Origin of the sequence: Tenacibaculum finnmarkense (assembly GCF_900239185.1) — a bacterium.
Taxonomy (GTDB): Bacteria; Bacteroidota; Bacteroidia; order Flavobacteriales; family Flavobacteriaceae; genus Polaribacter; species Polaribacter finnmarkensis.
Map to the genome: position 1 here is coordinate 125,240 of NZ_OENA01000053.1, position 23,301 is coordinate 148,540.

General features: G+C 32.0%; 24 protein-coding genes and 3 tRNA genes. 13 read left to right on the forward strand and 14 right to left on the reverse strand.

Translation table 11 applies throughout. The features are described 5' to 3' along the window. Positions 1–43 precede the first annotated feature (43 nt). The 3 genes from AQ1689_RS06410 to AQ1689_RS06420 all read left to right on the forward strand — a co-directional run bounded on the left by AQ1689_RS06410 (position 44) and on the right by AQ1689_RS06420 (position 2,315). Positions 44–967 (forward strand): PorP/SprF family type IX secretion system membrane protein, encoded by a 924-nt coding sequence (locus tag AQ1689_RS06410; RefSeq protein ID WP_101915181.1) that lies wholly within the window; start codon positions 44–46, stop codon positions 965–967. Between the two features lie 68 nt (positions 968–1,035). Further along, positions 1,036–1,608 (forward strand): lipoprotein signal peptidase, encoded by a 573-nt coding sequence (locus AQ1689_RS06415; RefSeq protein ID WP_101955553.1) that lies wholly within the window; start codon positions 1,036–1,038, stop codon positions 1,606–1,608. 95 nt (positions 1,609–1,703) lie between these two features. Next, complete coding sequence (locus AQ1689_RS06420) at positions 1,704–2,315, forward strand: DUF4230 domain-containing protein (RefSeq protein ID WP_101955554.1); 612 nt, start codon at positions 1,704–1,706, stop codon at positions 2,313–2,315. Positions 2,316–2,465: 150 nt separating this feature from the next. Here AQ1689_RS06420 and AQ1689_RS06425 read toward each other — a convergent pair whose 3' ends face one another. The 9 genes from AQ1689_RS06425 to pdxA form a co-directional block, all read right to left on the reverse strand. After that, entirely contained in the window at positions 2,466–2,879 is a 414-nt protein-coding gene (locus AQ1689_RS06425; RefSeq protein WP_058885867.1) for a DUF6691 family protein, read from the reverse strand. 30 nt (positions 2,880–2,909) lie between these two features. Next, the gene (locus AQ1689_RS06430) at positions 2,910–3,473 is read right to left on the reverse strand and encodes a YeeE/YedE family protein (RefSeq protein ID WP_101906934.1); all 564 of its coding nucleotides are present in this window, start codon (positions 3,471–3,473) and stop codon (positions 2,910–2,912) included. Then, positions 3,473–4,711, reverse strand: coding sequence for a 3-deoxy-D-manno-octulosonic acid transferase (locus AQ1689_RS06435; RefSeq protein WP_101955555.1), 1,239 nt, complete (start codon positions 4,709–4,711; stop codon positions 3,473–3,475). Before AQ1689_RS06435 ends, AQ1689_RS06430 begins: the two co-directional genes overlap by 1 nt. 68 nt (positions 4,712–4,779) lie before the next feature. Beyond that, a complete protein-coding gene (accC, locus tag AQ1689_RS06440; RefSeq protein ID WP_101915176.1) occupies positions 4,780–6,123 on the reverse strand; it encodes an acetyl-CoA carboxylase biotin carboxylase subunit in 1,344 nt (447 codons plus the stop codon). 69 nt (positions 6,124–6,192) lie between these two features. Then, positions 6,193–6,663: an acetyl-CoA carboxylase biotin carboxyl carrier protein gene (gene accB, locus AQ1689_RS06445; protein WP_101955556.1), complete on the reverse strand. Its 471-nt coding sequence runs from the start codon at positions 6,661–6,663 to the stop codon at positions 6,193–6,195. A gap of 27 nt (positions 6,664–6,690) precedes the next feature. Next, the gene (locus AQ1689_RS06450; RefSeq protein ID WP_101915174.1) at positions 6,691–7,689 is read right to left on the reverse strand and encodes a beta-ketoacyl-ACP synthase III; all 999 of its coding nucleotides are present in this window, start codon (positions 7,687–7,689) and stop codon (positions 6,691–6,693) included. A gap of 151 nt (positions 7,690–7,840) precedes the next feature. Then, the gene (rpmF, locus tag AQ1689_RS06455) at positions 7,841–8,035 is read right to left on the reverse strand and encodes a 50S ribosomal protein L32 (protein WP_028892219.1); all 195 of its coding nucleotides are present in this window, start codon (positions 8,033–8,035) and stop codon (positions 7,841–7,843) included. A 6-nt stretch (positions 8,036–8,041) separates the two neighbouring features. Further along, positions 8,042–8,578 carry a YceD family protein gene (locus tag AQ1689_RS06460; protein ID WP_101915173.1) on the reverse strand — a complete coding sequence of 179 codons (537 nt, stop codon included), beginning with the start codon at positions 8,576–8,578 and terminating at the stop codon, positions 8,042–8,044. Positions 8,579–8,651: 73 nt separating this feature from the next. After that, complete coding sequence (gene pdxA, locus AQ1689_RS06465) at positions 8,652–9,689, reverse strand: 4-hydroxythreonine-4-phosphate dehydrogenase PdxA (protein ID WP_101915172.1); 1,038 nt, start codon at positions 9,687–9,689, stop codon at positions 8,652–8,654. Between the two features lie 75 nt (positions 9,690–9,764). On the opposite strand from pdxA, the gene AQ1689_RS06470 reads away from it, so the two are divergent. Both AQ1689_RS06470 and AQ1689_RS06475 read left to right on the forward strand, forming a co-directional pair. Then, on the forward strand, positions 9,765–10,352 hold the full coding sequence (locus tag AQ1689_RS06470) for a riboflavin synthase (protein ID WP_101955557.1): 588 nt from the start codon (positions 9,765–9,767) through the stop codon (positions 10,350–10,352). Positions 10,353–10,495: 143 nt separating this feature from the next. Next, positions 10,496–11,230 carry a Fic family protein gene (locus AQ1689_RS06475; RefSeq protein WP_180947545.1) on the forward strand — a complete coding sequence of 245 codons (735 nt, stop codon included), beginning with the start codon at positions 10,496–10,498 and terminating at the stop codon, positions 11,228–11,230. 115 nt (positions 11,231–11,345) lie between these two features. On the opposite strand, the gene AQ1689_RS06480 is transcribed toward AQ1689_RS06475, so the two are convergent. From AQ1689_RS06480 to AQ1689_RS06495, 4 genes are all read right to left on the reverse strand, one after another. Then, on the reverse strand, positions 11,346–12,173 hold the full coding sequence (locus AQ1689_RS06480) for a DUF4846 domain-containing protein (RefSeq protein WP_101955559.1): 828 nt from the start codon (positions 12,171–12,173) through the stop codon (positions 11,346–11,348). Between the two features lie 137 nt (positions 12,174–12,310). Beyond that, positions 12,311–12,502, reverse strand: a complete 192-nt coding sequence (locus tag AQ1689_RS06485) for a hypothetical protein (RefSeq protein ID WP_101915922.1) — start codon at positions 12,500–12,502, stop codon at positions 12,311–12,313. 215 nt (positions 12,503–12,717) lie between these two features. Further along, a tRNA-Ile gene (locus tag AQ1689_RS06490) sits at positions 12,718–12,791 on the reverse strand. A gap of 48 nt (positions 12,792–12,839) precedes the next feature. Continuing rightward, positions 12,840–13,823, reverse strand: coding sequence for a polyprenyl synthetase family protein (locus AQ1689_RS06495; protein WP_101914940.1), 984 nt, complete (start codon positions 13,821–13,823; stop codon positions 12,840–12,842). 126 nt (positions 13,824–13,949) lie between these two features. On the opposite strand from AQ1689_RS06495, the gene AQ1689_RS06500 reads away from it, so the two are divergent. The 5 genes from AQ1689_RS06500 (at position 13,950) to AQ1689_RS06520 (ending at position 21,150) form a co-directional block, all read left to right on the forward strand. Then, positions 13,950–14,555: a TetR/AcrR family transcriptional regulator gene (locus AQ1689_RS06500; protein WP_101914952.1), complete on the forward strand. Its 606-nt coding sequence runs from the start codon at positions 13,950–13,952 to the stop codon at positions 14,553–14,555. A gap of 90 nt (positions 14,556–14,645) precedes the next feature. Continuing rightward, positions 14,646–15,896, forward strand: a complete 1,251-nt coding sequence (locus tag AQ1689_RS06505; protein WP_232122513.1) for a TolC family protein — start codon at positions 14,646–14,648, stop codon at positions 15,894–15,896. A gap of 8 nt (positions 15,897–15,904) precedes the next feature. Further along, entirely contained in the window at positions 15,905–17,116 is a 1,212-nt protein-coding gene (locus AQ1689_RS06510; RefSeq protein WP_101955561.1) for an efflux RND transporter periplasmic adaptor subunit, read from the forward strand. A 5-nt stretch (positions 17,117–17,121) separates the two neighbouring features. Beyond that, the gene (locus AQ1689_RS06515) at positions 17,122–20,586 is read left to right on the forward strand and encodes an efflux RND transporter permease subunit (protein WP_101914937.1); all 3,465 of its coding nucleotides are present in this window, start codon (positions 17,122–17,124) and stop codon (positions 20,584–20,586) included. A gap of 81 nt (positions 20,587–20,667) precedes the next feature. Then, entirely contained in the window at positions 20,668–21,150 is a 483-nt protein-coding gene (locus tag AQ1689_RS06520) for a regulatory protein RecX (RefSeq protein WP_101914936.1), read from the forward strand. On the opposite strand, the gene AQ1689_RS06525 is transcribed toward AQ1689_RS06520, so the two are convergent. Further along, a complete protein-coding gene (locus AQ1689_RS06525) occupies positions 21,137–21,667 on the reverse strand; it encodes a hypothetical protein (RefSeq protein WP_101955562.1) in 531 nt (176 codons plus the stop codon). The two genes, AQ1689_RS06520 and AQ1689_RS06525, sit on opposite strands and share 14 nt — an antisense overlap. A 308-nt stretch (positions 21,668–21,975) precedes the next feature. Between AQ1689_RS06525 and AQ1689_RS06530 the strand changes: the two genes are divergently transcribed. From AQ1689_RS06530 to AQ1689_RS06540, 3 genes are all read left to right on the forward strand, one after another. Beyond that, positions 21,976–22,569 (forward strand): thioredoxin family protein, encoded by a 594-nt coding sequence (locus AQ1689_RS06530; RefSeq protein ID WP_101914934.1) that lies wholly within the window; start codon positions 21,976–21,978, stop codon positions 22,567–22,569. A gap of 472 nt (positions 22,570–23,041) precedes the next feature. Next, positions 23,042–23,114, forward strand: a tRNA-Lys gene (locus AQ1689_RS06535). Between the two features lie 53 nt (positions 23,115–23,167). Continuing rightward, positions 23,168–23,250 (forward strand) — tRNA-Tyr (locus AQ1689_RS06540). Positions 23,251–23,301: the final 51 nt, after the last annotated feature.

Below are 23,301 nucleotides of genomic sequence, written 5' to 3' on the forward strand. Positions count from 1 at the left end.
ACACAACTTTAATAAATTTTCAATACAATTTTACGACACCACCATGACTAAGAAATTATTTTTCATAATATTCTGTTGGGTAAGCTGTGCGGTAGCACAACAACGCCCTCAATTTTCACACTATATGTATAATTTAAGTATGCTAAACCCAGCATATTCTAATGCCGATAAAAGCGTTGTTGAATTTGGTGCATTTTACCGAAATCAATGGAGCGGAATAACAGGTTCGCCTAAAACAGGGCTTCTTTTTGGGCATGGCGCCTTAAATAAAAATTTTGAAGGAGGTTTTTCAATTTTATATGATAATATTGGAAATGATATACAAACAACCAATGCTACCGTAGATTTATCGCATGTAATTAAATTGCAAAAAGAACTGCGTTTATCAGTGGGGATTAAAACAGGAATTTCATCGTATAAAGCAGCTTTTAATACTTTAACTTTAGCATCGGGCTTAGGAGGTACTGACCCTTTATTTAAAGAAAATATAAATATGGCAGACCTGGTGTTTGGCGCAGGATTATTTCTGTTTTCTAAAGAATTTTATATCGGACTATCAAGCCCTAACTTAATTAAAAGCGAACTTTATAAAAATACTTTACAAAGTGAAAGTCGCTTAGAAAACCATTATTATGCAACCGCTGGTTATGTACATGAAGTTCATCAAAATTTAAAAGTAAAACCCTCTATTTTAGTTTCTTATTTAGAAAACGCTCCTGTATCAGTAGATATAGCCGCCAATGTGTTAATAAACAATAAACTAGAATTAGGTTTGGGCTATAATTTTAGCAATAGTTTAAATGCGTTGTTTAAATTTAATGTTTCACAAAACATCGCTTTAGGATATTCATACGGTAAAATGTTTAATAGCCTAGGAAGTTTAAGTAATGGATCGCATGAATTTTTTATGCTTTATAACTTTAGAAAAGAAAGAAGTAGTCGTTGTTATTACAATCGTTTCTTTTAAAGCAAAGCGAATAAAGCTTGTTAATTAACTAAGAATATGCTTATTTTTGTTACTCTTAAATTAAAAAAATGTCTAAAAAAACCATTGCAATAGTTACCGTAATTCTGGCAATCTTAATAGATCAAATTAGTAAAATATATGTTAAAACACATTTTCAACTTGGCGAAGAAGTAGTTGTTTTTGCCGATTGGTTTAAAATCCATTTTACTGAAAATAATGGTATGGCTTGGGGCTTTGAATTTGGCGGTAGAGCAGGAAAATTATTTTTAACATTGTTTAGGGTTGTTGCGGTTTCAGGAATTGTATATTGGTTATGGCAAACCATAAAAAAACAAGTGCATACGGCGGTAGTTATTGCTATTTCTTTGGTTTTAGCAGGGGCTATTGGAAATATTATTGACTCTGTTTTTTATGGAGTAATTTTCGATAGTTCATATCATAATTTAGCCAGCTTATTTTCAGATAAACCTTATGGTGAATTATTTCATGGTAAAGTAGTAGATATGCTTTATTTTCCGATGTATGAAGGTGAGAATTTTACTTTTTTTAACGCTATATTTAACGGTGCCGATGCTTGGATTAGCATCGGTGTTGCCTTGTTATTTTTGTTTAATAAACAGGCTTTTCCTAAAGAAGAATAGTTTTAAAGTAACGGCTCTTATTTTGAATTGTATTTTTTTTAGCTGATATTTAAACAGGCTTTCAGGTTCTTTTATTATATTTATAAAAAAACAAAATGATAGGTTTCTTTAAGTATATCGCTATTTTTTTACTCGGTTTTTTGCTTGCCAAATTATGGTATGAAAAAAAGATAGAGAAAACACAGCAAAAGGAAGAAATTCAAGTGGTTTTAAACGGTATTAAAAACCTACGTAAATTGGTAGTTTCGCAAGGGAGCTTTTCTGAAATGTATCATTTTTCTGATACTAAAAAATACTTTTATGATTATGTAGCTTTTGAAAAAAAAGCCATATTGTCGGTCAATGCAAAAGTGGAGGTTGGCTATGATTTATCAAAATTAACTATTGAAATTGATAGCATCGGCAAGCAAATAATTATTCATAAAATACCAGCAGCATCGGTGGTTATTGCTCCTGATATTAAATATTTTGACTTGCAGCAAAGTCAATTTAATACGTTTTCAAAATCAGATTTGAATAATTTAAATACTAAAGCTATTGAAAATATCAAACAAACAGTTACCGTTTCTAGATTAAAAATAGCTGCCAAAACACGCTTGTTTGAAGAGTTATCAAAAATTTATCAACTTTCTAAAATTTATAATTGGAAAGTGGTTGATAAAACTAATTCGAAAAGGCTAGTTGATACTGTTTTATTGAAAGACTAGGCATAAACAAGCTTGCTGATTGTTAAAATTTAGTACAAATGCCTAGCCCCGATTGAAGCAATTGTTTGAGCTCTTTTTTTGATTTTTCTTCAAAAAAAAGCGAGTGCGGAAAGCGGGAAATTGCTTCAAATAATCTTTAGTATTCTAAACCTAATTCGGTAACTTTTTACTTAGTAATCCGTAGATAAAAGCGCCCAATATTGCACCTATTAAAACAATAATAATAGGAAACACACTATGACCAATTAATACGAAAATAGGAGCGGGGCAAGCACCTGCTAACGCCCATCCGAGCCCAAAAATAGTTCCGCCAACAAGGGTTCTTATATATCCTTTTTTCTTATCTTTTATATTGATTTTATTTCCTAGATAATCTTTAATTGTACCTTTTTTAAAGAGATACATAAATAGCATAGAAACCGCTACTGCCGATCCTATAATTCCGTACATATGAAAGGATTGGAATTTAAACATTTCATAAATTCTGTACCATGAAATTGCTTCCGATTTGGTCATTATAATACCAAATAAAATACCGATTATTAAAAATTTTATATTTTTCATACTGTTTTTCAAAAATTAAAGTTCTAAAAATTAAAGCCCAAAAATTAATGGGAAAAAGACCCATGTCATTAGTAAACCTCCAATAAAAAAACCGATTACGGCAATTAAAGAAGGTAATTGCAAACTACTTAAGCCTGTAATTGCATGCCCAGATGTACATCCGCCAGCATACCTAGTTCCGAAACCAATTAAAATTCCTGCAATTAATAATAGTGAAAATCCTTTAAAAGTTAGCATATTTTCGATGCTGAAAATTTCAGGAGGAACAAAAGAATTTCCTGCGTTTGCAAAGCCTAAATTAGCCAATTCTTGTACTGTTTTTGGGTTTAATTGAATCGTTTTTGTTGCCGATAAATAATTAATAGCGATAAAACCACCAATAATTAATCCGATTAAAAAAGTAAGTGCCCAATCGCGTTGTTTCCAGTCTTTTTTGAAATAATCAGAAACTTTTCCTGCGCCCGCAATGGTACACATGGTTTCTAAGTTAGTCGATACGCCAAAGCTTTTTCCGAAGTAAAAAAATAAGAAAAGTACAAAGGCAATTAAAGGACCAGCAACATACCATGCCCAAGGTTGTAAAATAATATCCATTATAAGGTGTTTTTTATATAGTTCATGATAATTTTAGTCGCGCCAATATTGTTTTTAATATAATGATAGTTTTTACTGCCCATTTTTGCTCTCAAATTAGCGTTTGCTTTTAAAGTTGTAAAATTACTAGAAAAATCCTCATTATTTGTAACAATTGTAACACTGCCTAGTTTTAATAAATCAGTAGCTTCTTGAAATTTTTTGTATTTGTTGGCTCCAAAAACGATTGGCACTCCAAAAGTTGCGGGTTCGAGTATGTTATGAAGTCCTGTGGCTAAGCCTCCGCCTACGTAAGCTACATCGGCATAGGAATAAATTTTGGTTAACAAACCAATGGTATCAATAATAAAAACTTGATTTTCTGATAAATTTTGACCTTCTTTTTCAGAATATAAAATTGTTTTTTTATTGATAGATTTTTGAAGTTCCTTTATTTGTTTTTGATTGATGTTATGCGGTGCGATGATAAATTTTTCATCGGCTGAAGCGTGATTATTTATGTAATTTACGAATAGGTTTTCATCTTCTTTCCAAGTACTTCCTGCAACTACGGTATAGCTGTTGTTTTTAAATTCATTGATAAAATCAAGCGAATTATCTTGTTTTAAAATATCGTGAACTCTATCAAAACGGGTATCGCCAGCAATAGTTGTGTTTTGAAAACCAATGCTAGAAAGTAGTTTTTTAGAGGCTTCATTTTGAACATAAAAATGATTAAAAGCTTTTAATTTATTACGCATAAAACCACCATACCATTTAAAAAATGATTGTTTTTTTCTGAAAATTCCTGAAATTAAAATGGTATTAATTCCTTGTTTTTTTACTTCGGATAAAAGATTTGGCCAGAATTCGTATTTGATAATAATGGCTATTTCGGGATGTATTTTAGCAATAAATTTTTGAACATTCGATTTTGTATCGAAAGGTAAATAACAAACGACATCGGCTAGAGGATAATTTTTTCTGATTTCATAGCCTGAAGGAGAGAAAAAAGTAACGACTATTTTATGGTTTTTATAGCGTTCTTTTAAGGCTTCAATAATAGGTCTTCCTTGTTCAAATTCGCCCAATGAAGCGGCATGAAACCAAATAACTTTATCGGTTTTTTTGATATTTTCTAATTTCGAAAATGTTTGTTTTCGTCCATCAACAAAAAGTTTTATTTTTTTATTGAATAAGGCTATAAAGCGAAGTAGTATTGATACTTTAAAAAGTAATAGGTTATAAATAAAATTCATAACGCAAATTTAGGAAATAAAAAAATCAGTGGGTTTAATCACTGATTTTTTTTATATAAATTGAAAATTTATTCTACTTTCATTTCAAAATCTTCCATAAACTTGGTGGTATAATTACCCGCAATATAATCTGGATGATCCATTAATTGTCTGTGAAAAGGAATGGTTGTTTTAATCCCTTCAATAATATATTCATCTAAGGCACGCTTCATTTTGTTAATTGCTTCTTCACGAGTTTGTGCGGTTACAATTAATTTTGAAATCATTGAATCGTAGTTTGGCGGAATCATATAACCAGCATATACGTGCGTATCAATACGAACTCCATGACCTCCTGGTGCATGGTATGAGGTTATTTTTCCTGGTGCAGGTCTAAAACCATTAAAAGGGTCTTCTGCATTAATTCTACATTCAATAGCGTGTAATTTTGGGAAGTAATTTTTTCCTGAAATTGGCACACCTGCGGCAACTAAAATTTGCTCACGAATTAAATCGTAATCAACAACTTCTTCGGTAATTGGGTGCTCTACCTGAATACGAGTATTCATCTCCATAAAGAAGAAATTACGATGTTTATCGACTAAAAACTCAACAGTTCCAGCACCTTCATACTTAATAAATTCGGCAGCTTTTACGGCTGCATCCCCCATTTTAGTACGTAATTCATCGGTCATAAACGGCGAAGGAGTTTCTTCGGTTAATTTTTGATGACGACGTTGTACCGAGCAATCTCTTTCTGATAAATGACATGCTTTTCCGTAAGAATCTCCAATAATTTGAATTTCAATATGGCGAGGCTCTTCAATAAGCTTTTCCATATACATATCATCATTACCAAATGCCGCTTTTGATTCTTGACGAGCAGAATCCCACGCGTCTTTTAAATCTTCCGCTTTCCATACAGCACGCATTCCTTTACCACCACCACCTGCAGATGCTTTTAACATTACAGGATAACCAGTTGCTATGGCTGTTTCGATACAATCTTCAAAAGTTTCGATAACACCTTCACTTCCTGGTACACAAGGTACACCAGCTGATATCATGGTAGATTTTGCATTTGCTTTATCTCCCATACGGTTAATCATTTCAGGAGAAGCACCAATAAATTTTAGATCATGTTCTTCACATAATTTAGAAAATTTAGCATTTTCCGATAAAAAACCATAACCAGGGTGAATGGCATCTGCATTGGTAATTTCGGCAGCAGCAATAATACGATCCATTTTTAAATAAGATTCGCTACTTGCGGCTGGTCCAATACAAACTGCTTCATCAGCAAATTTTACATGTAAACTTTCTGCATCTGCTTTTGAATAAACAGCAACAGTTTTTATGCCCATTTCTTTACAGGTTCTAATTACACGTAGTGCAATTTCACCTCTATTGGCAATTAATATCTTTTTAAACATAGGTTCTAAAAATTTTAAAACTCCAAATAAAAGAAGTAAGTACTTGTTTTATTTGGAGTTATATGTAAATTAAGATGGATCTACTAAAAATAATGGTTGATCAAATTCTACAGGAGTAGCATCATCTACTAATACTTTAACGATTTTACCTGAAATTTCAGATTCAATTTCGTTAAATAATTTCATTGCTTCAATAACACAAACTGTGTCACCTATTTTTACATCGGTACCTACTTCAGCAAAATTTGGTTTATCTGGCGATGGTTTTCTATAAAAAGTTCCAATAATTGGAGACTTTATGGTAATATATTTATCGTCTTTTTCGGTAGTAACAGCTTCAGTTGATGCCGCTGCTACAGGAGCTTGTGCCATCATTTGAGGCGCTACACCCATTGGAGCAGCTGTTTGAATAATTGTAGTTTCAGGAGTTTCGCTTCCAGTTTTAATGGTGATTTTAATATCTTCCATTTCTAACTTTACTTCACTTGCACCTGACTTTGCTACAAATTTAATAAGGTTTTGAATTTCTTTAATATCCATATTCCTAATATTTAGTTGTTTGGTTTTTTATGAATTGTATGCCCATTTTAAATAGATAGAACCCCATGTGAAGCCTCCACCAAATGCAGCAAAAATTAAATTATTTCCTTTTTTCAAATCTTTTTCATAGTCAGCAAGCAATAAAGGTAAGGTTGCTGAAGTGGTATTTCCATATTTATGGATGTTTACCATTACTTTTTCAGGCTCTAAACCAACTCTATTTGCAGTTGCTTCAATAATTCTGTTATTTGCTTGGTGTGGTACCAACCAATCGACATCATCTTTTGAAAGGTTATTTCTTGTTAGAATTTTTTCAGAAACATCAGCCATGTTAGAAACCGCATATTTAAATACAGTTCTACCTTCTTGGGTTATAAAATGTTGTCCGTTTTTAAGTGTTTCTTCTGATGCAGGTAAAAGAGAACCTCCTGCCTGAATTTTTAAGAAATCTCTACCAATTCCATCACTTCTTAAATACTCATCTTGTAAGCCTAAACCTTCTGTATTTGGCTCAAACAATACCGCACCAGCACCATCACCAAAAATAATACAGGTTGCTCTGTCGGTATAATCAATTACTGACGACATTTTATCGGCACCGATTAATAATACTTTTTTGTAACGCCCGCTTTCTATATAACTAGCCGCTGTTGACATTCCGAATAAAAAACTCGAACATGCAGCTTGCAAATCGTAAGAAAAAGCATTTACAGCCCCTATTTGAGTTGCTGTATAAGTTGCTGTTGAGGCAACTAGCATGTCTGGAGTTGCAGTAGCTACAATAACCAAATCAATCTCTTTCGGGTCGATATTAGATTTTTGAAGCAAGTCTTCAGCAGCTTTAATAGCCATGTATGAAGTACCTTCTCCTTCTTCTTTTTTTAATATTCTTCTTTCTTTGATACCTGTTCTGCTAGTGATCCATTCATCATTTGTATCTACCATTGTCTCTAGCTCCTTATTAGTTAAGGCGTATTCAGGAACAAATTTTCCTACTGCGGAAATCGCTGCAGTTATTTTAGTCATAATTGTTTGTTTAGTGGTAAAATCAGTTTTCAAAAGTAATGAAAAATATATCAGCTTTTAAAGGATGGAACATCAAAAAATAATAATTTTTAATTAAAAACACAAAAAAACCCTCAAAAAGAGGGTTTTTTTATTTTGTAAAAACTATTTTTTAAGCCTCAGCAGTTGCGCTTTCTAACACAACTTGACCTCTATAATATAATTTTCCTTCATGCCAGTGAGCTCTGTGGTATAAATGAGCTTCTCCAGTTGTAGGATCAACAGCTATTTGAGGTACAGAAGCTTTATAATGAGTTCTTCTTTTATCTCTTCTAGTTTTCGATATTTTTCTCTTAGGATGTGCCATTATGTTTTATTTATCTGTTAGTAAGTCCTTTAATTTATCCCATCTTGGGTCTGTTGAAACCTCTTCAACAATTTTTTCGTCTTTTATTTTTAATTTATTAAGCCTTTGAAAAGCTTCAGATTCCATTGTTCCATTTAAAACATCAGGATGTACTCTTCTGTTAGGAACTGATAATACGATTGATTCATAAACATACTGCGCTACGTTTAATTGATATCTTTCATGTGGAAGTATCAAAATTTCATCGTGTTCATCATTGTATTCATCTCCAAATTGAACAACTAAATCTAAACCACCATCAATTTTTAAATCAAATGGCTCACCAGTACTATCACAAGGTACGTTTACGGTACCTTTTATTGCAAAAGAAAGTTCAAAAAATGTACTTTTTTTTACAAAATTAAGGGTAGCAATAATGTTTGCGTCGTCAAATTCATCAAACTGAAATGCTTCAAAGAACTTTTTGTCAATTTGATAGGTAAACAAATGACTTCCTTCTTTCAAACCTACAAAAGGGATATCGAAATTTTTTAAGTCTTTCATTTATATTAATCAATTTGAGCTTGCAAAGATATAAAAAATGTTTATAAATTTATATTTTACTTTTAAAAAAAAACTATTTTACTTTTAAAACGTTTTTTGTTAGTTCGGTATATTCTTTTCTGCTCTTAAATATTTGTAATGAGGTGAATAAAGCTTCTTTGAAAGAAGCAGGGTTTGCTTTGTTTTTACCGGCAATGTCAAAACCTGTTCCGTGGTCGGGTGAGGTTCTTATTTTGTTTAGCCCAGCGGTAAAATTTACGCCATTTCCGAATGATAAGGCTTTAAAAGGCGCCAATCCTTGGTCATGATACATGGCTAAAACACCGTCAAACTGCGTGTAAGTTTCAGATCCGAAAAAACCATCGGCAGCATAAGGTCCGAAAACCAATTTGCCTGTTTCCTTAATTTCGGCAATTGTTGGGCGTACAATTTCATTGTCTTCTCCGCCAATAATTCCGTTATCGCCACAATGAGGATTTAGCCCTAAAATAGCAATTTTTGGTTTGGTAATGCCAAAATCTTGCTTTAATGATGCGTGCATAATTGCTACTTTCGCCTTAATTAATTCAGGCGTAATGCTTTGTGCTACTTTTGAAATAGGAATATGCCCGGTAATTAAACCAACCCTTAATTTGTCGGCAATTAAAATCATGAGGCTTTTTCCGTCTAATTTATCTTCTAAATATTCGGTATGCCCAGGGAAATTAAATGTTTCTGATTGAATATTTTCTTTACTTATAGGTGCGGTAAGTAACACATCAATATGGTTATCTTTTAAAGCATTGGTAGCGGTTTCTAATGATTTGTATGCAAACTTTCCGCCAATTTCTGTTAATTTACCCAATTCAATTTTAACATCTTCTGTCCAAGAGTTCATTAAATTAATTTTATTATCAGCAATTTTATCAAGTGAATTGATACTAAAAATATTGTTGTTTAGTTTTAGGTTTTTCTTATGATAAGAAACCAATCGATTAGAGGCGAATATAACGGGCGTACAAAAATCAAGCATGCGCTTGTCTTCAAAAGTTTTTAAAATAATTTCAATACCAATTCCGTTTGTATCTCCAACTGAAATTCCAACAATAATTTTGCTTGTATTACTATCCATAGTTATTTTTCGTGCGTGTTTCTGTGTGTAAAGTTGTATTTTTGGTACAAACAAAAGTAACTAAAAATTTAGAGAATGTTTACAGGAATAATTGAAACTCTTGGAATTGTAAAAAGAGTCGTGCGTGATAAAGAGAATTTACAGCTGACTATTTTAAGTGATATAACTAATGAATTAAAAATTGACCAAAGCGTGGCACATAATGGGGTGTGTTTAACCGTTGTTGCTATTGATAACAATGAATATACGGTTACGGCAATTAAAGAAACGCTTGATAAAACCACGATTGGTAGTTTAGCGGTTGCCGATCAAATTAATTTAGAAAGAGCCATGAAATTGGGCGCTCGTTTAGACGGTCATATCGTGCAAGGGCATGTTGATAAAACAGGGGTTTGCAAGGCGATAAAAGATGAAAACGGAAGTACGGTGTTTACTTTTTCTTATAATTTTGACCCAAGTGCGATTACTATTGAAAAAGGTTCGATTACTATAAACGGGGTAAGTTTAACCGTTGTAAATTCAAAAAAAGATGAATTTAGCGTAGCAATTATACCTTATACTTTAGAACATACGAATTTTAAAAACTTCAAAATAGGCACAGAGGTAAACCTAGAATTTGATGTAATCGGTAAATATGTAGCGCGTTTAACGCAGTTGAAATAGGGTTTTTGAGGATTATTTATATCAAAATGAAATTTAAACAAACTCTTATAGACCTCACAGGTTTTTAAAACCTGTGAGGTCTTGTTTTATAAAATATATATTTACAAATTTATACAGGCTCTAATATTAAGAAATAAATTATAATGAACAAATATGCCGAATTAGATATTTTAAAAGACCGTTTAAATGAATATCGTAAAAACGAACATCCGAAGGTTACAAGGGCTTTAGAAATTGAATATACGTACGAAAGTAATAAAATAGAAGGAAATACTTTAACGCTTCAAGAAACAGCTTTGGTTATTGAAAAAGGCTTAACGGTTGGAGGTAAAACAATGACCGAACACTTAGAAGTAATCAATCATAGCCAAGCAATAGAGTATATTAAAGGCTTGGCAAAATCTAAAAATACTATTTCTGAAAGAGATATTTTACAAATTCATAGTTTAATATTACAAGCAATAGACAAGCCAAATGCAGGGGTTTATAGAAAAGTACCTGTAATTATAAGTGGTGCAAAACACATGCCACCACAGCCATTTTTAATTGCGGAAAAGATGGAAGGTTTACTATTATGGTACGCTAAAAGTAAAGACGTTTTACATCCTGTTGAATTATCGGCAGAAATACACGAACGATTAGTAACCATACATCCTTTTATTGATGGTAATGGTAGAACTTCACGCTTGTTAATGAATTTAATTTTATTACAAAACGGCTATCCGATTGCTATTTTAAAAGGAGATGACAAAAGTAGATTAGCGTATTATAATGCTTTAGAAGTAGCGCAAACAGAAAATAATAAAAAAGTATTTATTGCGTTAATTGCTAAAAATATTGAAGATACAATAAAGCGTATTTTAGCTGTTTTTGAATAAATGAAAGCTTCATAAATAACAGTTTTGATCGTTTAAATTGATATCTGTAAATAAAAACCCTGTAAACAGAATGCTTACAGGGTTTATTGATGTTTATAATTTATGTATTTTCTAATTAATAAAATCGTCTAATATTTGGGTTACTAAAATAATATCTTTCAGATGAAATTGCTCCTTGTTTATTTATTTTAAACCATGGTGATGATTCGCTATTGCTACTCTTTAAAATATGTATCGATTGCGCAGAAATATAACTTTCCGCAAGTAAATACAAGTAATTTCCGTTCGCATCGTGTGCGCTATCGACAATTAAAACCGCATGCCCAGGGCTTCCTCCTTTTATGATAATATCCCCAATTTCTAAGTTTTTATTTCGGGATATTTTTTTCAAATCTCTATTTAAAGAAATTGTTCCTGCGTACATAAAAACAATATCAAGATAGTGTCTGAAATTAGAATAACTAGCATCTGCGTTTGTAGTTTGTTGAAAAGTTACGCTGTTTCCTTGCACTTTTGGTCTAATTCCTTTTGCGTGGTCTGTCCATTTGTAATTGTGTCCGCTTGTGAACTTAAATTCGATTTTATCAAATGCTTTTTGCTCATACAAATATTCTGCTCTAAGTCGAATTATTGCATCGGCACATTGCTGTAAATCTCTGTTTCCGACATCGTAATTAATAATAGCAACATGGCTTGATTGATTCGAAATAGGGTTTCCTGTAAAGTCTAAAATTTTTGATTTATCTGGCAGTAATTTTAAGTTTTGAAGGAAAAATTTCCAAGACGATGTATCGTAATTTTCACGAGAATAATCCGTAGGGCATGAAATTCTACCACGAATAGTTTCAGCAGATTTGTTGGTATTTGATTTCTCTACGTCTGGTTTACAAGATGAAATTGAAATTAGAAAAAAGCAATAAAATAGTAATTGGTGAATTTTCATTTTTTATAAAATTATAAGAAGGTTTAAAATCACTCGAACTGATAGTTTTTTTATTTTGGTTCTTCTATTAGTCAGCGCAATTTTATTTCTGATTTCACTACATTTTTTGATGTGTTTTTTGTCAGTTTTAGCAACTTTTAATCGTGTTGATAACAAAAAGAATCTCCTGAATTCGATACACAGTGTTTACATTGATTTCCTGTGCTTTTTGCGGTTGCTTGACATTGATTATACTTACAGTCTAAAGTATTTTTAAATGTTTGATGATTTTCAAGTGTTTTAAAGGATAATAAACAAGCAATACCTATTACAGATAGTAGTAATTTCATAGTTTTTTTACCGGTAAATATATTATTTATAATGTAATAAATATCATATTAAAATAATTTTATTGTAGGATAACGATAAATTTCTAGCCCCGATTGAAGCAATTGTTTGAGCTCCTTTTTGTTTTTTTAAACAAAAAGAGCGAGTGCGGAAAGCGGGAAATAGCTTCAAAACAAGAAAAAACCTCATAATCAATTAAGATTATGAGGTTTAAACGTGGTCCCACCAGGACTCGAACCTGGGACCACCTGATTATGAGTCAGGTGCTCTAACCAACTGAGCTATAAGACCGTTTTAGGGTTGCAAAAATAAGAACTTTTTTTAAATAAAAAAGCTTTTTTAAACTTTTCTGCTCATTAAATTTTCAGCAAACAAACGAAGTCCACTTTTTGCGGTATCGCTAATGTTTAAATGTGCCAAGCTTTCAAACGACTTATTTGTATAGTATTCAATAAGTTGATGTGTGTATTCGGGGATGTTGTTTTTGGTGAAAATCGCAGAAACCGTCGCTATTTTTGCTTGAATATTTTCTTGTTTATTTTCTTGTTTATTGTTGTAAAGCGTGGTTAATTTTTCTTTATCATCCGTATTTGCTACTTCAAAAGCTTTTAAATAGAGGTAGGTTTTCTTGTTTTCGATGATATCGCCACCAACTTGCTTTCCGAAAGTTTCAGGGTCGCCATAAGTGTCTAAATAATCATCTTGTAACTGAAAAGCAACACCTAAATGTAAGCCGTAGTTATATAAATGTTGGGCTTGTTCTTCATTTGCATTGGCTACAATAGCGCCCATTTTTAAGGCGGCTGCTACTAAAACCGACGTTTTTAACGTAATCATTTTAATATATTGAGCAATAGTAACGTCGTTTCTGGTTTCAAAATCAACATCTAATTGCTGTCCGTCGCAAACTTCTAAGGCTGTTTTACTAAATAATTGTGCTAATTTTTGAAAAATTATAGGTTCGTAGTTTTCAAAATATTGATAGGCTAAAATCAACATGGCATCGCCAGATAAAATCCCTCTGTTAATATCCCACTTTTCATGAACCGTTTCGTGTCCACGGCGCAAAGGTGCGTCATCCATAATATCATCGTGAACTAGCGTAAAATTATGAAAAACTTCTACGGCTAATGCGGCTGGCATGGCTTTTTTGTAATCTCCAGAAAAAATATCGGAAGCCATAAGTGTTAGCATTGGGCGAATTCTTTTTCCGCCTATTTGAAGAATATAATCTATCGGTTCATAAAGGTTTTTAGGCTCTTTTAGTGTTTTTTTAGAAGCTAAGTAAGCTAAAAAGTCTGACTGATATTGTAGTATGTCCAAATCTTAAATTTTTTGTAAAAATAAGATAAACAAAAATTCTAATTGTTAGGTAATGTTAAAAAAACAACAAAACCAAGGAAACTTTTATTGTTTTTAAAGTTTCCTTGTGTACATTTGCAAATAATTATGAGAGATAAAATTTTAAATAAAGCGGGAGAAATGTTTTTAAACTTTGGTTTTAAAAGCGTTACGATGGATGATATTTCAGGTGAACTTGGCATCTCAAAAAAAACACTGTATAAATATTTTTCAAAGAAAACAGAATTGGTAGATGCTAGTACAGAAGCGGTTCATAACACGATAAACGATGCCATTACAAAAATAAAAGAGAAAGGATATAATGCCATTGAAGAGGAATTTGCAGTAAAGGCAATTTTTAAAGAAATGTTTAAAAATGCCAAGACTTCGCCAATGTTTCAGCTTAAAAAATATTATCCTGAAACGTACACAAAATTAATGGATCGTGAGGTATGCTTATTTCGAGATTGTAATATTGACAATTTAACAAAGGGTATTAAAGAAGGGTTTTACCGTGAAAATTTAAAGATAGATTTGATGGTGAATTTTTATTTCACCTTAATTTTTGGCGTTTTTGAAACAGAAATGTACGGTAGCGAAATGCAGGAGGTAATGAAAGTCGAATATGAAATTTTAGAATATCATATTAGAGCAATTGCCACTCAAAAAGGATTAGACGAATTATCGAAACAACTACAAACTATAAATTTATAAACTTAATAAACAATGAGGAAATACATATACACGGTATTTATATGCTTTTGCACAAGTTCATTATTTGCGCAAAAACAACTTAATTTATCAATGCAAGAAGCTATTGATTATGCTATAAAAAATAGCTATGCCAATAAAATTGCTAAAAATGATATTAAGGTAGCAATTAAAAGAAAATGGGAAACAACGACTATCGGTTTGCCTAAAATTGATGGAAAGGTGGCGTATCAAAATAATTTAAAACAAGCGGTTTTATTAACAGATTTTAATAATGATGGTATTGATGAAGAATTAATTTTTGGTAAAAAACAAACCATGAATGCTACGGCAACGCTAAGCCAGTTAATTTTTGACGGTTCGTATTTGGTAGGTTTACAGGCAGCAAAAACCTATTTAAAAATATCAGAACAAGCTAAGCAAAAAACAGCTTTAGCAACTAGAGAAGCAATTATAAACGCTTATGGAAATATCCTTGTTTCTGAAAGATTAATTGAAATTCTTGAAAAAAACACGAGGGTTTTAGAAAAAAATTACAAGGATGCAAAGAAAATTAATGAGAACGGATTAAATGAAGAAGAGCAGGTTGAGCAATTAGAAATCACCTTAGGAAATGTTCAAAATAGTTTAAGAAACGCTGTTAGATTAAAGGAAATTGCCTATCAAATGTTAAATCTTTCTTTAGGAAATGATATCAATACAAAATTAACATTAACCGATAGTTTAGATAGTTTGATGCTTAATAGCAGTAGTTTAGCATTGCTATCAAAAACATTTAATTTAAATGGGCATATCGATTTTAGAATTGCTGAAAATAGTAGAGAAAGTAAGCGCCTATTAATGCGTTTAGAGCAAAGTAAAGGCTTACCTAGCTTGAGTGCTTTTTTAAATTATGGGCTTGCAGCAAACTCTAATTCTTTTACTTTTTTAGAGGAAGATCAAAAATGGTTTGCTTCTTCGATGTTAGGGGTTAATTTGAATATTCCAATATTTAGTAGCTTAGGAAGATCTGCTAAAACGGCACAGGCAAAAATCGAATTAGAATCGGCTGATATCCGTTTGGAAGAAATTAAGCAACAATTAAATTTACAAACACAATCGGCAAAAAGTGAATATCAGTTAAGTATTGAAAACTATGAATCTGCTATGAAAAACATGAAATTGGCAGAACGCATTGAAAAAAAGCAACAAATTAAATTTTTTGAAGGAATTTCTTCAAGTTTTGATTTATCGCAAGCACAAAATCAATTATACAGCCAACAAAATAACTACGTGCAGTCAATGTTAAACGTTATTACTAAAAAGGCAGCCTTAGAAAACGCATTAAATATACCCTTAAAATAAAAAAGATAATGAAAAAAATATATTCACTACTAGCAATAACAGTATTTTTAGCATCCTGTTCAGGGAGTAAAAAACATTCCGTTGAGGCGGTAATTGCTTCTAACGATTTGGTAAAAATTCGTGCTAAGAAAACCAAGTTAAATAGTCAAATTCAGGTTTTATCCGAAGGAATTAAAGCCTTAGATACTAAAATTGCAACCTTAGATACTTCAAAAAAAGTGCCTTTAATTACGGTGGTATCGGCTAATAAAACCAACTTTAAGCATTATTTAGAATTGCAAGGAGCTGTTAAAACAACACAAAATGTTTTGATATATCCTGAAATGCCAGGGCAATTGGTTCAAATTTATGTAAAAGAAGGACAGTATGTAAAAAAAGGACAGGCTTTGGCTAAAATAGATGATGCAGGGCTTTCTGATCAGTTAGCGCAAATAGAAGTGCAGGCAGTTTTGGCAAAAACAACTTACGAGCGTCAAGAGCGTTTATGGAATCAGAAAATTGGTTCAGAAATTCAGTTTTTACAAGCGAAAACTACGTATGATGCTCAAAAAAATGCCGTAAACCAATTAAGAAAAAAATTAGGTAAATCGGTTATAAGAGCGCCTTTTTCGGGTATTATTGATGATGTAATTAAAGAGCAAGGAATGGTGGTAGCGCCAGGAGCTGGTGCCGAAGTTTTTAGAATTGTAAATCTTTCTAAAATGTATATTGAAACAGCCGTACCTGAAAGTTATATTTTATCAATTAAAAAAGGTAAAAATGTATTGGTTGAGTTTCCTGTTTTAGGAAAGGCTATTACTTCAGAAATTCGTCAGGCGGGTAATTTTATCAATCCTGCAAATCGTACTTTTAAAGTTGAAATAGCGGTTGATAATAAAGACAAAAGTATTAAGCCGAATTTAACGGCTAAGTTAAAAATTAACGATTATACAAACCCTGATGCTATTTTAATTCCGCAAAGTATTATTTCAGAAAATGCCAAAGGAGAACAGTATATTTTTGTAGTAAACGATGTTTTAAAGCAAGGAAGTAAGGTTCAAGGAATAGCAAAACAAATTATTATTACCACCGGAAAAACCCAGGGCGATGTTATAGAGGTTTTAGCAGGGCTTAGTAAAGGTGATAAAATTATTAAAGAAGGTGCTCGAAGTGTAAAAGATGGGCAGCAAGTAGAAATTTTATCTTCGGAAGAGGTAACTACTGTTAACGCTAAAAAATAAAGACAATGAGCGAGCAAAAAAAGCACGTAGATAAAGAATTTGGGCTGTCTTCATGGGCTATTAATAATAAAACCACCATTTATATAATGATGGCAATTATTTTATATGCTGGTATTTCGGCATTTTTAAATATGCCACGTGAAAACTTTCCTGAAATAAAGGATACTAAAATTTATGTAAGTTCTATTTATCCTGGTAATACAGCGGAAGATATAGAAAAACTAATTACCGATCCTTTAGAAGATAAATTAAAAACGGTTAGTAATATGACCAAAATAACATCAACCTCGCAGGAAGATGTGTCAATTATTACTGTTGAATTTAATGATGAAATACCTATTGAACAAGCAAAGCAAAAGGTAAAAGATGAAATAGATGAGCAGGTTTCAAGTGAAGATTGGCCTACTTTTAACGGGGCTAAAGTAGCGCCAAATGTTTTTGAATTAAATATATCGGAAGAAACACCTATTTTAAATATTAATATTTCGGGCGATTATACCGTGCATCAATTAAAAGAATTTGCAGAGGTTTTACAAGATGAAATAGAAGATTTATCTGAAATAAAAAAAGCAGATATTCGAGGTGCTGAAGATAAAGAAGTTGAGGTGGCTGTTGATATTTATAAAATGATGGCTGCAAAGGTTAGCTTTGATGATATTTTAAGAGCTATTCAGGGCGGAAATGTAACCATGTCGGCAGGAAATATTATTGCCAGCGGACAGCGTAGAACTTTGCGTATTTTAGGGGAAATTGAAACTCCTCAAGAATTACAGAATTTTGTGGTAAAATCAGAAAAAGGAAATGCCATTTATTTAAAAGATATTGCTAAAATAACCTTTAAAGATAAAGATAAAACTACCTACGCTCGTCAATTTGGTGATCCGGTGGTAATGCTTGATGTTAAAAAACGTGCAGGGCAAAATATGGTTACCGCTGCTGAAAAAATTCAGCAAATTGTAAAAGATACCAAAGCCAATATATTCCCAAGTAATTTAACGGTAACAATTGCGAACGATCAATCGTCAAAAACAATTGGACAGGTAGACGATTTGGTAAATAATATCATTTTTGGAGTGATGTTAGTGGTACTTGTTTTAATGTTTTTCTTAGGATTTAAAAATTCATTATTTGTAGGTTTTGCCATTCCGATGTCAATGTTTATGTCGTTAATGATTTTACATTTAATGGGCTACACCATGAATACCATGATTCTTTTCGGGTTAATTATGGGGCTAGGAATGCTGGTAGATAACGGTATTGTAGTGGTTGAAAACGTGTATCGTTTAATGGATGAAGAAGGAATGACCCGCTTAGAGGCGGCAAAATTAGGAATTGGTGAAATTGCATTTCCTATTATTATATCAACAGCAACTACGGTAGCGGCGTTTATTCCTTTAGGAATGTGGCCAGGAACTATGGGGCAGTTCATGATTTATTTCCCAATTACTTTATCGGTTGTATTAGGGTCGTCATTATTTGTGGCTATTTTCTTTAATTCGGTAATGGTTTCTCAATTTATGAGTACTGAAGATAAAAACATCCCCTTAAAAAAATTAATTATCATCACCGCGAGTATTGGTGTTATTGGTATTTTGATTTTACTTTTCGGTGGTGCTGTAAGCCCGCTGGGAACTTTAATGGTTTTTACTGCGGTAAATTTTTGGCTTTACAGATATGTATTACGCCCAATGGCAAATGGTTTTCAAAATAAAATACTTCCACTTTGGGAACGTCTTTATGAAAAAATGATTCGTGCTTCTTTAAAAGGATGGCGTCCTTACGGAATAACAATTGTAACGATTATTTTACTTTTTGTAGCGTTTATCGGTTTTGGAGCTTCTGTAAAAAGTAAGCGAACAAAAATTGAATTTTTTCCTGATAATACGCCCAATCAAATTGTGGTATATGTAGAATATCCGCAGGGAACAGATATTGAAAAAACCAATACCATCATGAAAAGTTTAGAAGCTCGAGTGACCAAGGTTTTAAATGAAGATATGTATATGGATGGCGACCGTAATTTTATGGTAGAGAGTTCTATAGCACAAATAGGAGCGGGGTCAGGAAATCCTCAAACCGATGGTGGTTCGGCTGCCGAAATGCCACATAGAGGTAAAATAGTTGCCTCTATGCGTGAGTACAAATACCGTAAGGGTTTAGATAGTAAAGTATTAAAGAAAAAGGTAACGGATGCTTTGGAAGGGATTTATCCTGGGCTGTCTATTTCTGTTGAAAAAGACCCCGTAGGTCCGCCGGCAGGATATCCTATTAATATTGAATTAGAAGGTGAAGATTACGATGAATTAATTATTACTGCTGAAAAAATGCGTGATTTTATCAATACCAAATCAATTCCTGGTATTGCTGAATTAAAAATAGACGTAAACAAATCGAAGCCAACCACATTGGTTGATGTTGATAGAAAAAAAGCAGGTGAATTAAAAGTGAGTGTAGCGCAAGTAGGAAAACAACTGCGTAATTCTATCTTTGGAAGCAAAGCTGGGGTATATAAAGAGGCTGGTGAAGATTATGATATTTATGTTCGTTTTAATAAAGATAACCGCTACAATTCAAGCGCTATTTTTAATCAAACGGTTACCTTTAAAGATATGTCAACAGGAAAAGTGAAGTCTATTCCTATTTCAGCAGTTGCAAAACAACGTAACAGATCAGGTTTTAGTGCTATTAAGCATAAAAACGTGAAGCGTGTAGCAACGGTATATTCGGCATTAGCGCCAGGTTATACGGATGCTGCTGCTATTGTAAGTGAAATTCAGAGTGAAATGAAATCGTTTACAGGTTTGCCTAAAACAGTACATGTTGATTACACAGGACAAATTGAAGAGCAGAACAAACAAATGACCTTTTTAATAGGTGCATTTTTCTCTGGATTAGGCTTAATTTTCTTAATTCTAATTTTCCAATTTAATTCTATTTCAAAACCAGCAATTATTATGTTGGCTATCTTTTTAAGTTTGATAGGAGTATTTGGAGGAATTGTAGCATCAGGATCATCATTTGTAATTATGATGACTATGATGGGAATTATTTCTTTAGCGGGTATTGTGGTAAATAACGGTGTAGTATTGTTAGATTATACACAGTTATTAATAGACAGGCAAAAAGCACAATATAATTTAGGTAAAGACGACTTTTTAGAGGTTTCGGTATTAAACGAAGCTATTGTAAAGGGAGGAAAGGCACGTTTACGCCCAGTTTTATTAACGGCAATTACCACAATTTTAGGATTGATTCCTTTAGCAACGGGTTTAAATATTAATTTCTTTACCTTGGTGACAGAATTTGATGCAAATATATATGTTGGTGGTGATAATGTTATTTTTTGGGGTCCTTTAGCTTGGACGGTTATTTACGGGCTATTTGTGGCAACTTTTTTAACATTAATTGTAGTGCCGATATTGTTTTATTTAGTAACTAAATTAAAGATGTGGTTACATCGTGTTTTCTAAATTTAGGATCTAATTTTTTTTGATAGATAAAAAAGGGTTAAAGGCAGGTTGCTTTTAACCCTTTTTTATATTTTTGAACTTATGAACGATAAAAATAATACTAATAAAGGTGTTTTTACGGTAGCTGAAATAAAACGAAAACTAGAATATTATTGCGTCTATCAAGATCGTTGCCATAAAGAAGTAGAAGCAAAATTAAAGGAGTATAATACTGTTGCTGATGCTAGAGAATTAATTTTGTTAAGCTTAATGCAAGATAATTTTTTAAATGAAGAACGCTTTGCTAAAAGTTTTGCAAGAGGAAAATTCCGCATTAAAAAATGGGGGAAAAACAGAATTGTAAGAGAATTAAAATTTAGAGATATATCAGCATATAATATAAAAACAGCCTTAAAAGAAATTGATCAAGAAGAATATATTACAACACTTTATAATTTAGTTGCTAAAAAAAACAAGTTAGTAACCGAAACAAATATTTTTAAACGAAAAAAGAAAATTCTAGATTATGTACTATACAGAGGTTTTGAACCTCATTTAATTTACGAAGCGCTTAGCGCTCTTTAAAATTAAATAAACTGTCTAGGTTTATTTCTTTATCGAATTGTTGTTTGGTATAAACGGTATTTATTTTGGTATTCATGCTTCCAAAAAGCAAGTGTATTTTAGCTACTTGAATATTTATTTCTCTAGAGGTAATTGCCGGTATATAAGTCATGTCGGCAAGTCTTAAAACTTCATTTTCAAAAACATTTATACGTGCTTTAAAAGCAGGTTTTTGAAGCGTTTTTATTTTTAAACTGTCTTTTAGTTGCTTGGTTAATTCTTTTAATTCGATAGCATTATTTAAAGCAGCTGTTGGGGTGCTATTTTTAAATTGTTGTAAAAAATTTTCTACAAGGGCATATCCTTTCCAATTTTCTATATTTTTAGCAGCATCTTTATGTAGCGTGGCATATTTTAAATGCTTTACACTGCCATCCATGCCTGTTTTTTTAACAGCAACACGTTGTTGAGGTGCTTCCTTTTTACAAGAAGAAGCAATTAAAACTAAAAAAACTAAAAGATATAAAGGGTATTTCATCAAAATAAAATTAAAACGATAAAAGTAGCAAAATAGCAACTCGTAATAGAGAATTTTGTGTTAAAATAATGGCTAATTTATAAAACGGGTTTTTATTACTGACGCTTTAAATTTGGTTGGGTTGTTTAGCCCCGATTGTAGCAATTGTTTGAGCTCCTTTTTTGATTTTTTTCAAAAAAGAGCGAGTGCGGAAAGCGGGAAATAGCTCCAAAAAAAAATACAGATACATTTTTTAAGTAGTGTAACTTTTGTTGCTTTAAATAGCGTTATTATGAAATATCTTTGTGTTACACAGATTTACTAGCAAAATGAAAGAAATTATAGAAAATAGTTTAGAAAAAGCCATTTCATACACCGCATATAGAACACTTGTAAAAGCGTTGTTAGTGGCTAAAAAATCAACAGGAAATAACCAATCGGACGATTTATTAAAGTATAGTTTATTAAACGATAAACGCATGAAACGCCTGGACAAAACCATAAAGATATCGGAAGAAACAATTGCTAAATTAACAGCAGTTAAAGCGCCGCAAACCTGGTTGGTTTTAACAGAGGGTTGGTGTGGTGACGCTGCTCAAAACTTGCCTGTTATTAATAAAATAGCCCAAATAAATGATGCTATTGACTTAAAAATTGTTTTAAGAGATGAAAACGAAGCATTAATGAATGCTTTTTTAACCAATGGTGGTAAGGCTATTCCTAAATTAATTGCTTTAGATAAAAACAACGAAGTAGTAGGAACTTGGGGTCCAAGACCTAGTAAGGCTACTAAAATGGTGGCTGATTACAAAGCCGAGCATGGCGGTTTAGATGCTGAATTTAAAGAATCTTTGCAGGTTTGGTATAATAAAAATAAAGGAATCAATCTTCAAGAGGATATTGTTTCTTTATTTGAACACTAATTTTTGAAGTATTTGTTTAAATTTTATTTCGTATTATTTTATGACAAGGATTGATTAAAAAAAACTGTCAGTTCGAGTGATTTTTTTCCTTCAAAAAAAATATATCGAGAATTTTTTAGCATCAAATTCTCGATACAATTTTAATTCCTTTTAGTTATTAAAATGACTCGAATTAACAAGAGCCATTAAAAAAAAGGGAATAACTACGAAAAAATTAGGCTGTAAAACTGAAATAAAACTTTTTTAGATGAAATTTAAACAGATTCACAAATATTTTTTTGAGTTTTATAACGGAATATTCTTGATTATTTTGTTTTTTTAAAAAAATAGTAAAAAATAATAGATAATTAACATGCAGATAATGAGCTTATTCAGATTTTTGCACTAAATTTATTGATTTTTTTCTCTAAAAAGTTTTGTAAAACCGAAAATAGGTTCTATATTTGCAACCGCTAAGGAGAAAACAATAATTGACCTGGTAGCTCAGTTGGTAGAGCATCTCCCTTTTAAGGAGAGGGTCCTGGGTTCGAGCCCCAGCCCGGTCACTAAAGCTTCTCTTATATTTATAAGGGAAGCTTTTATTTTTTTTTCTAGCTTTGGGGAGATACCAAAGCGGCCAACTGGGACGGACTGTAACTCCGTTGTCTTACGACTTCGCAGGTTCGAATCCTGCTCTCCCCACAAAACCTCCATCATTTACTTGATGGAGGTTTTTTTTGTTTAATAAATAGA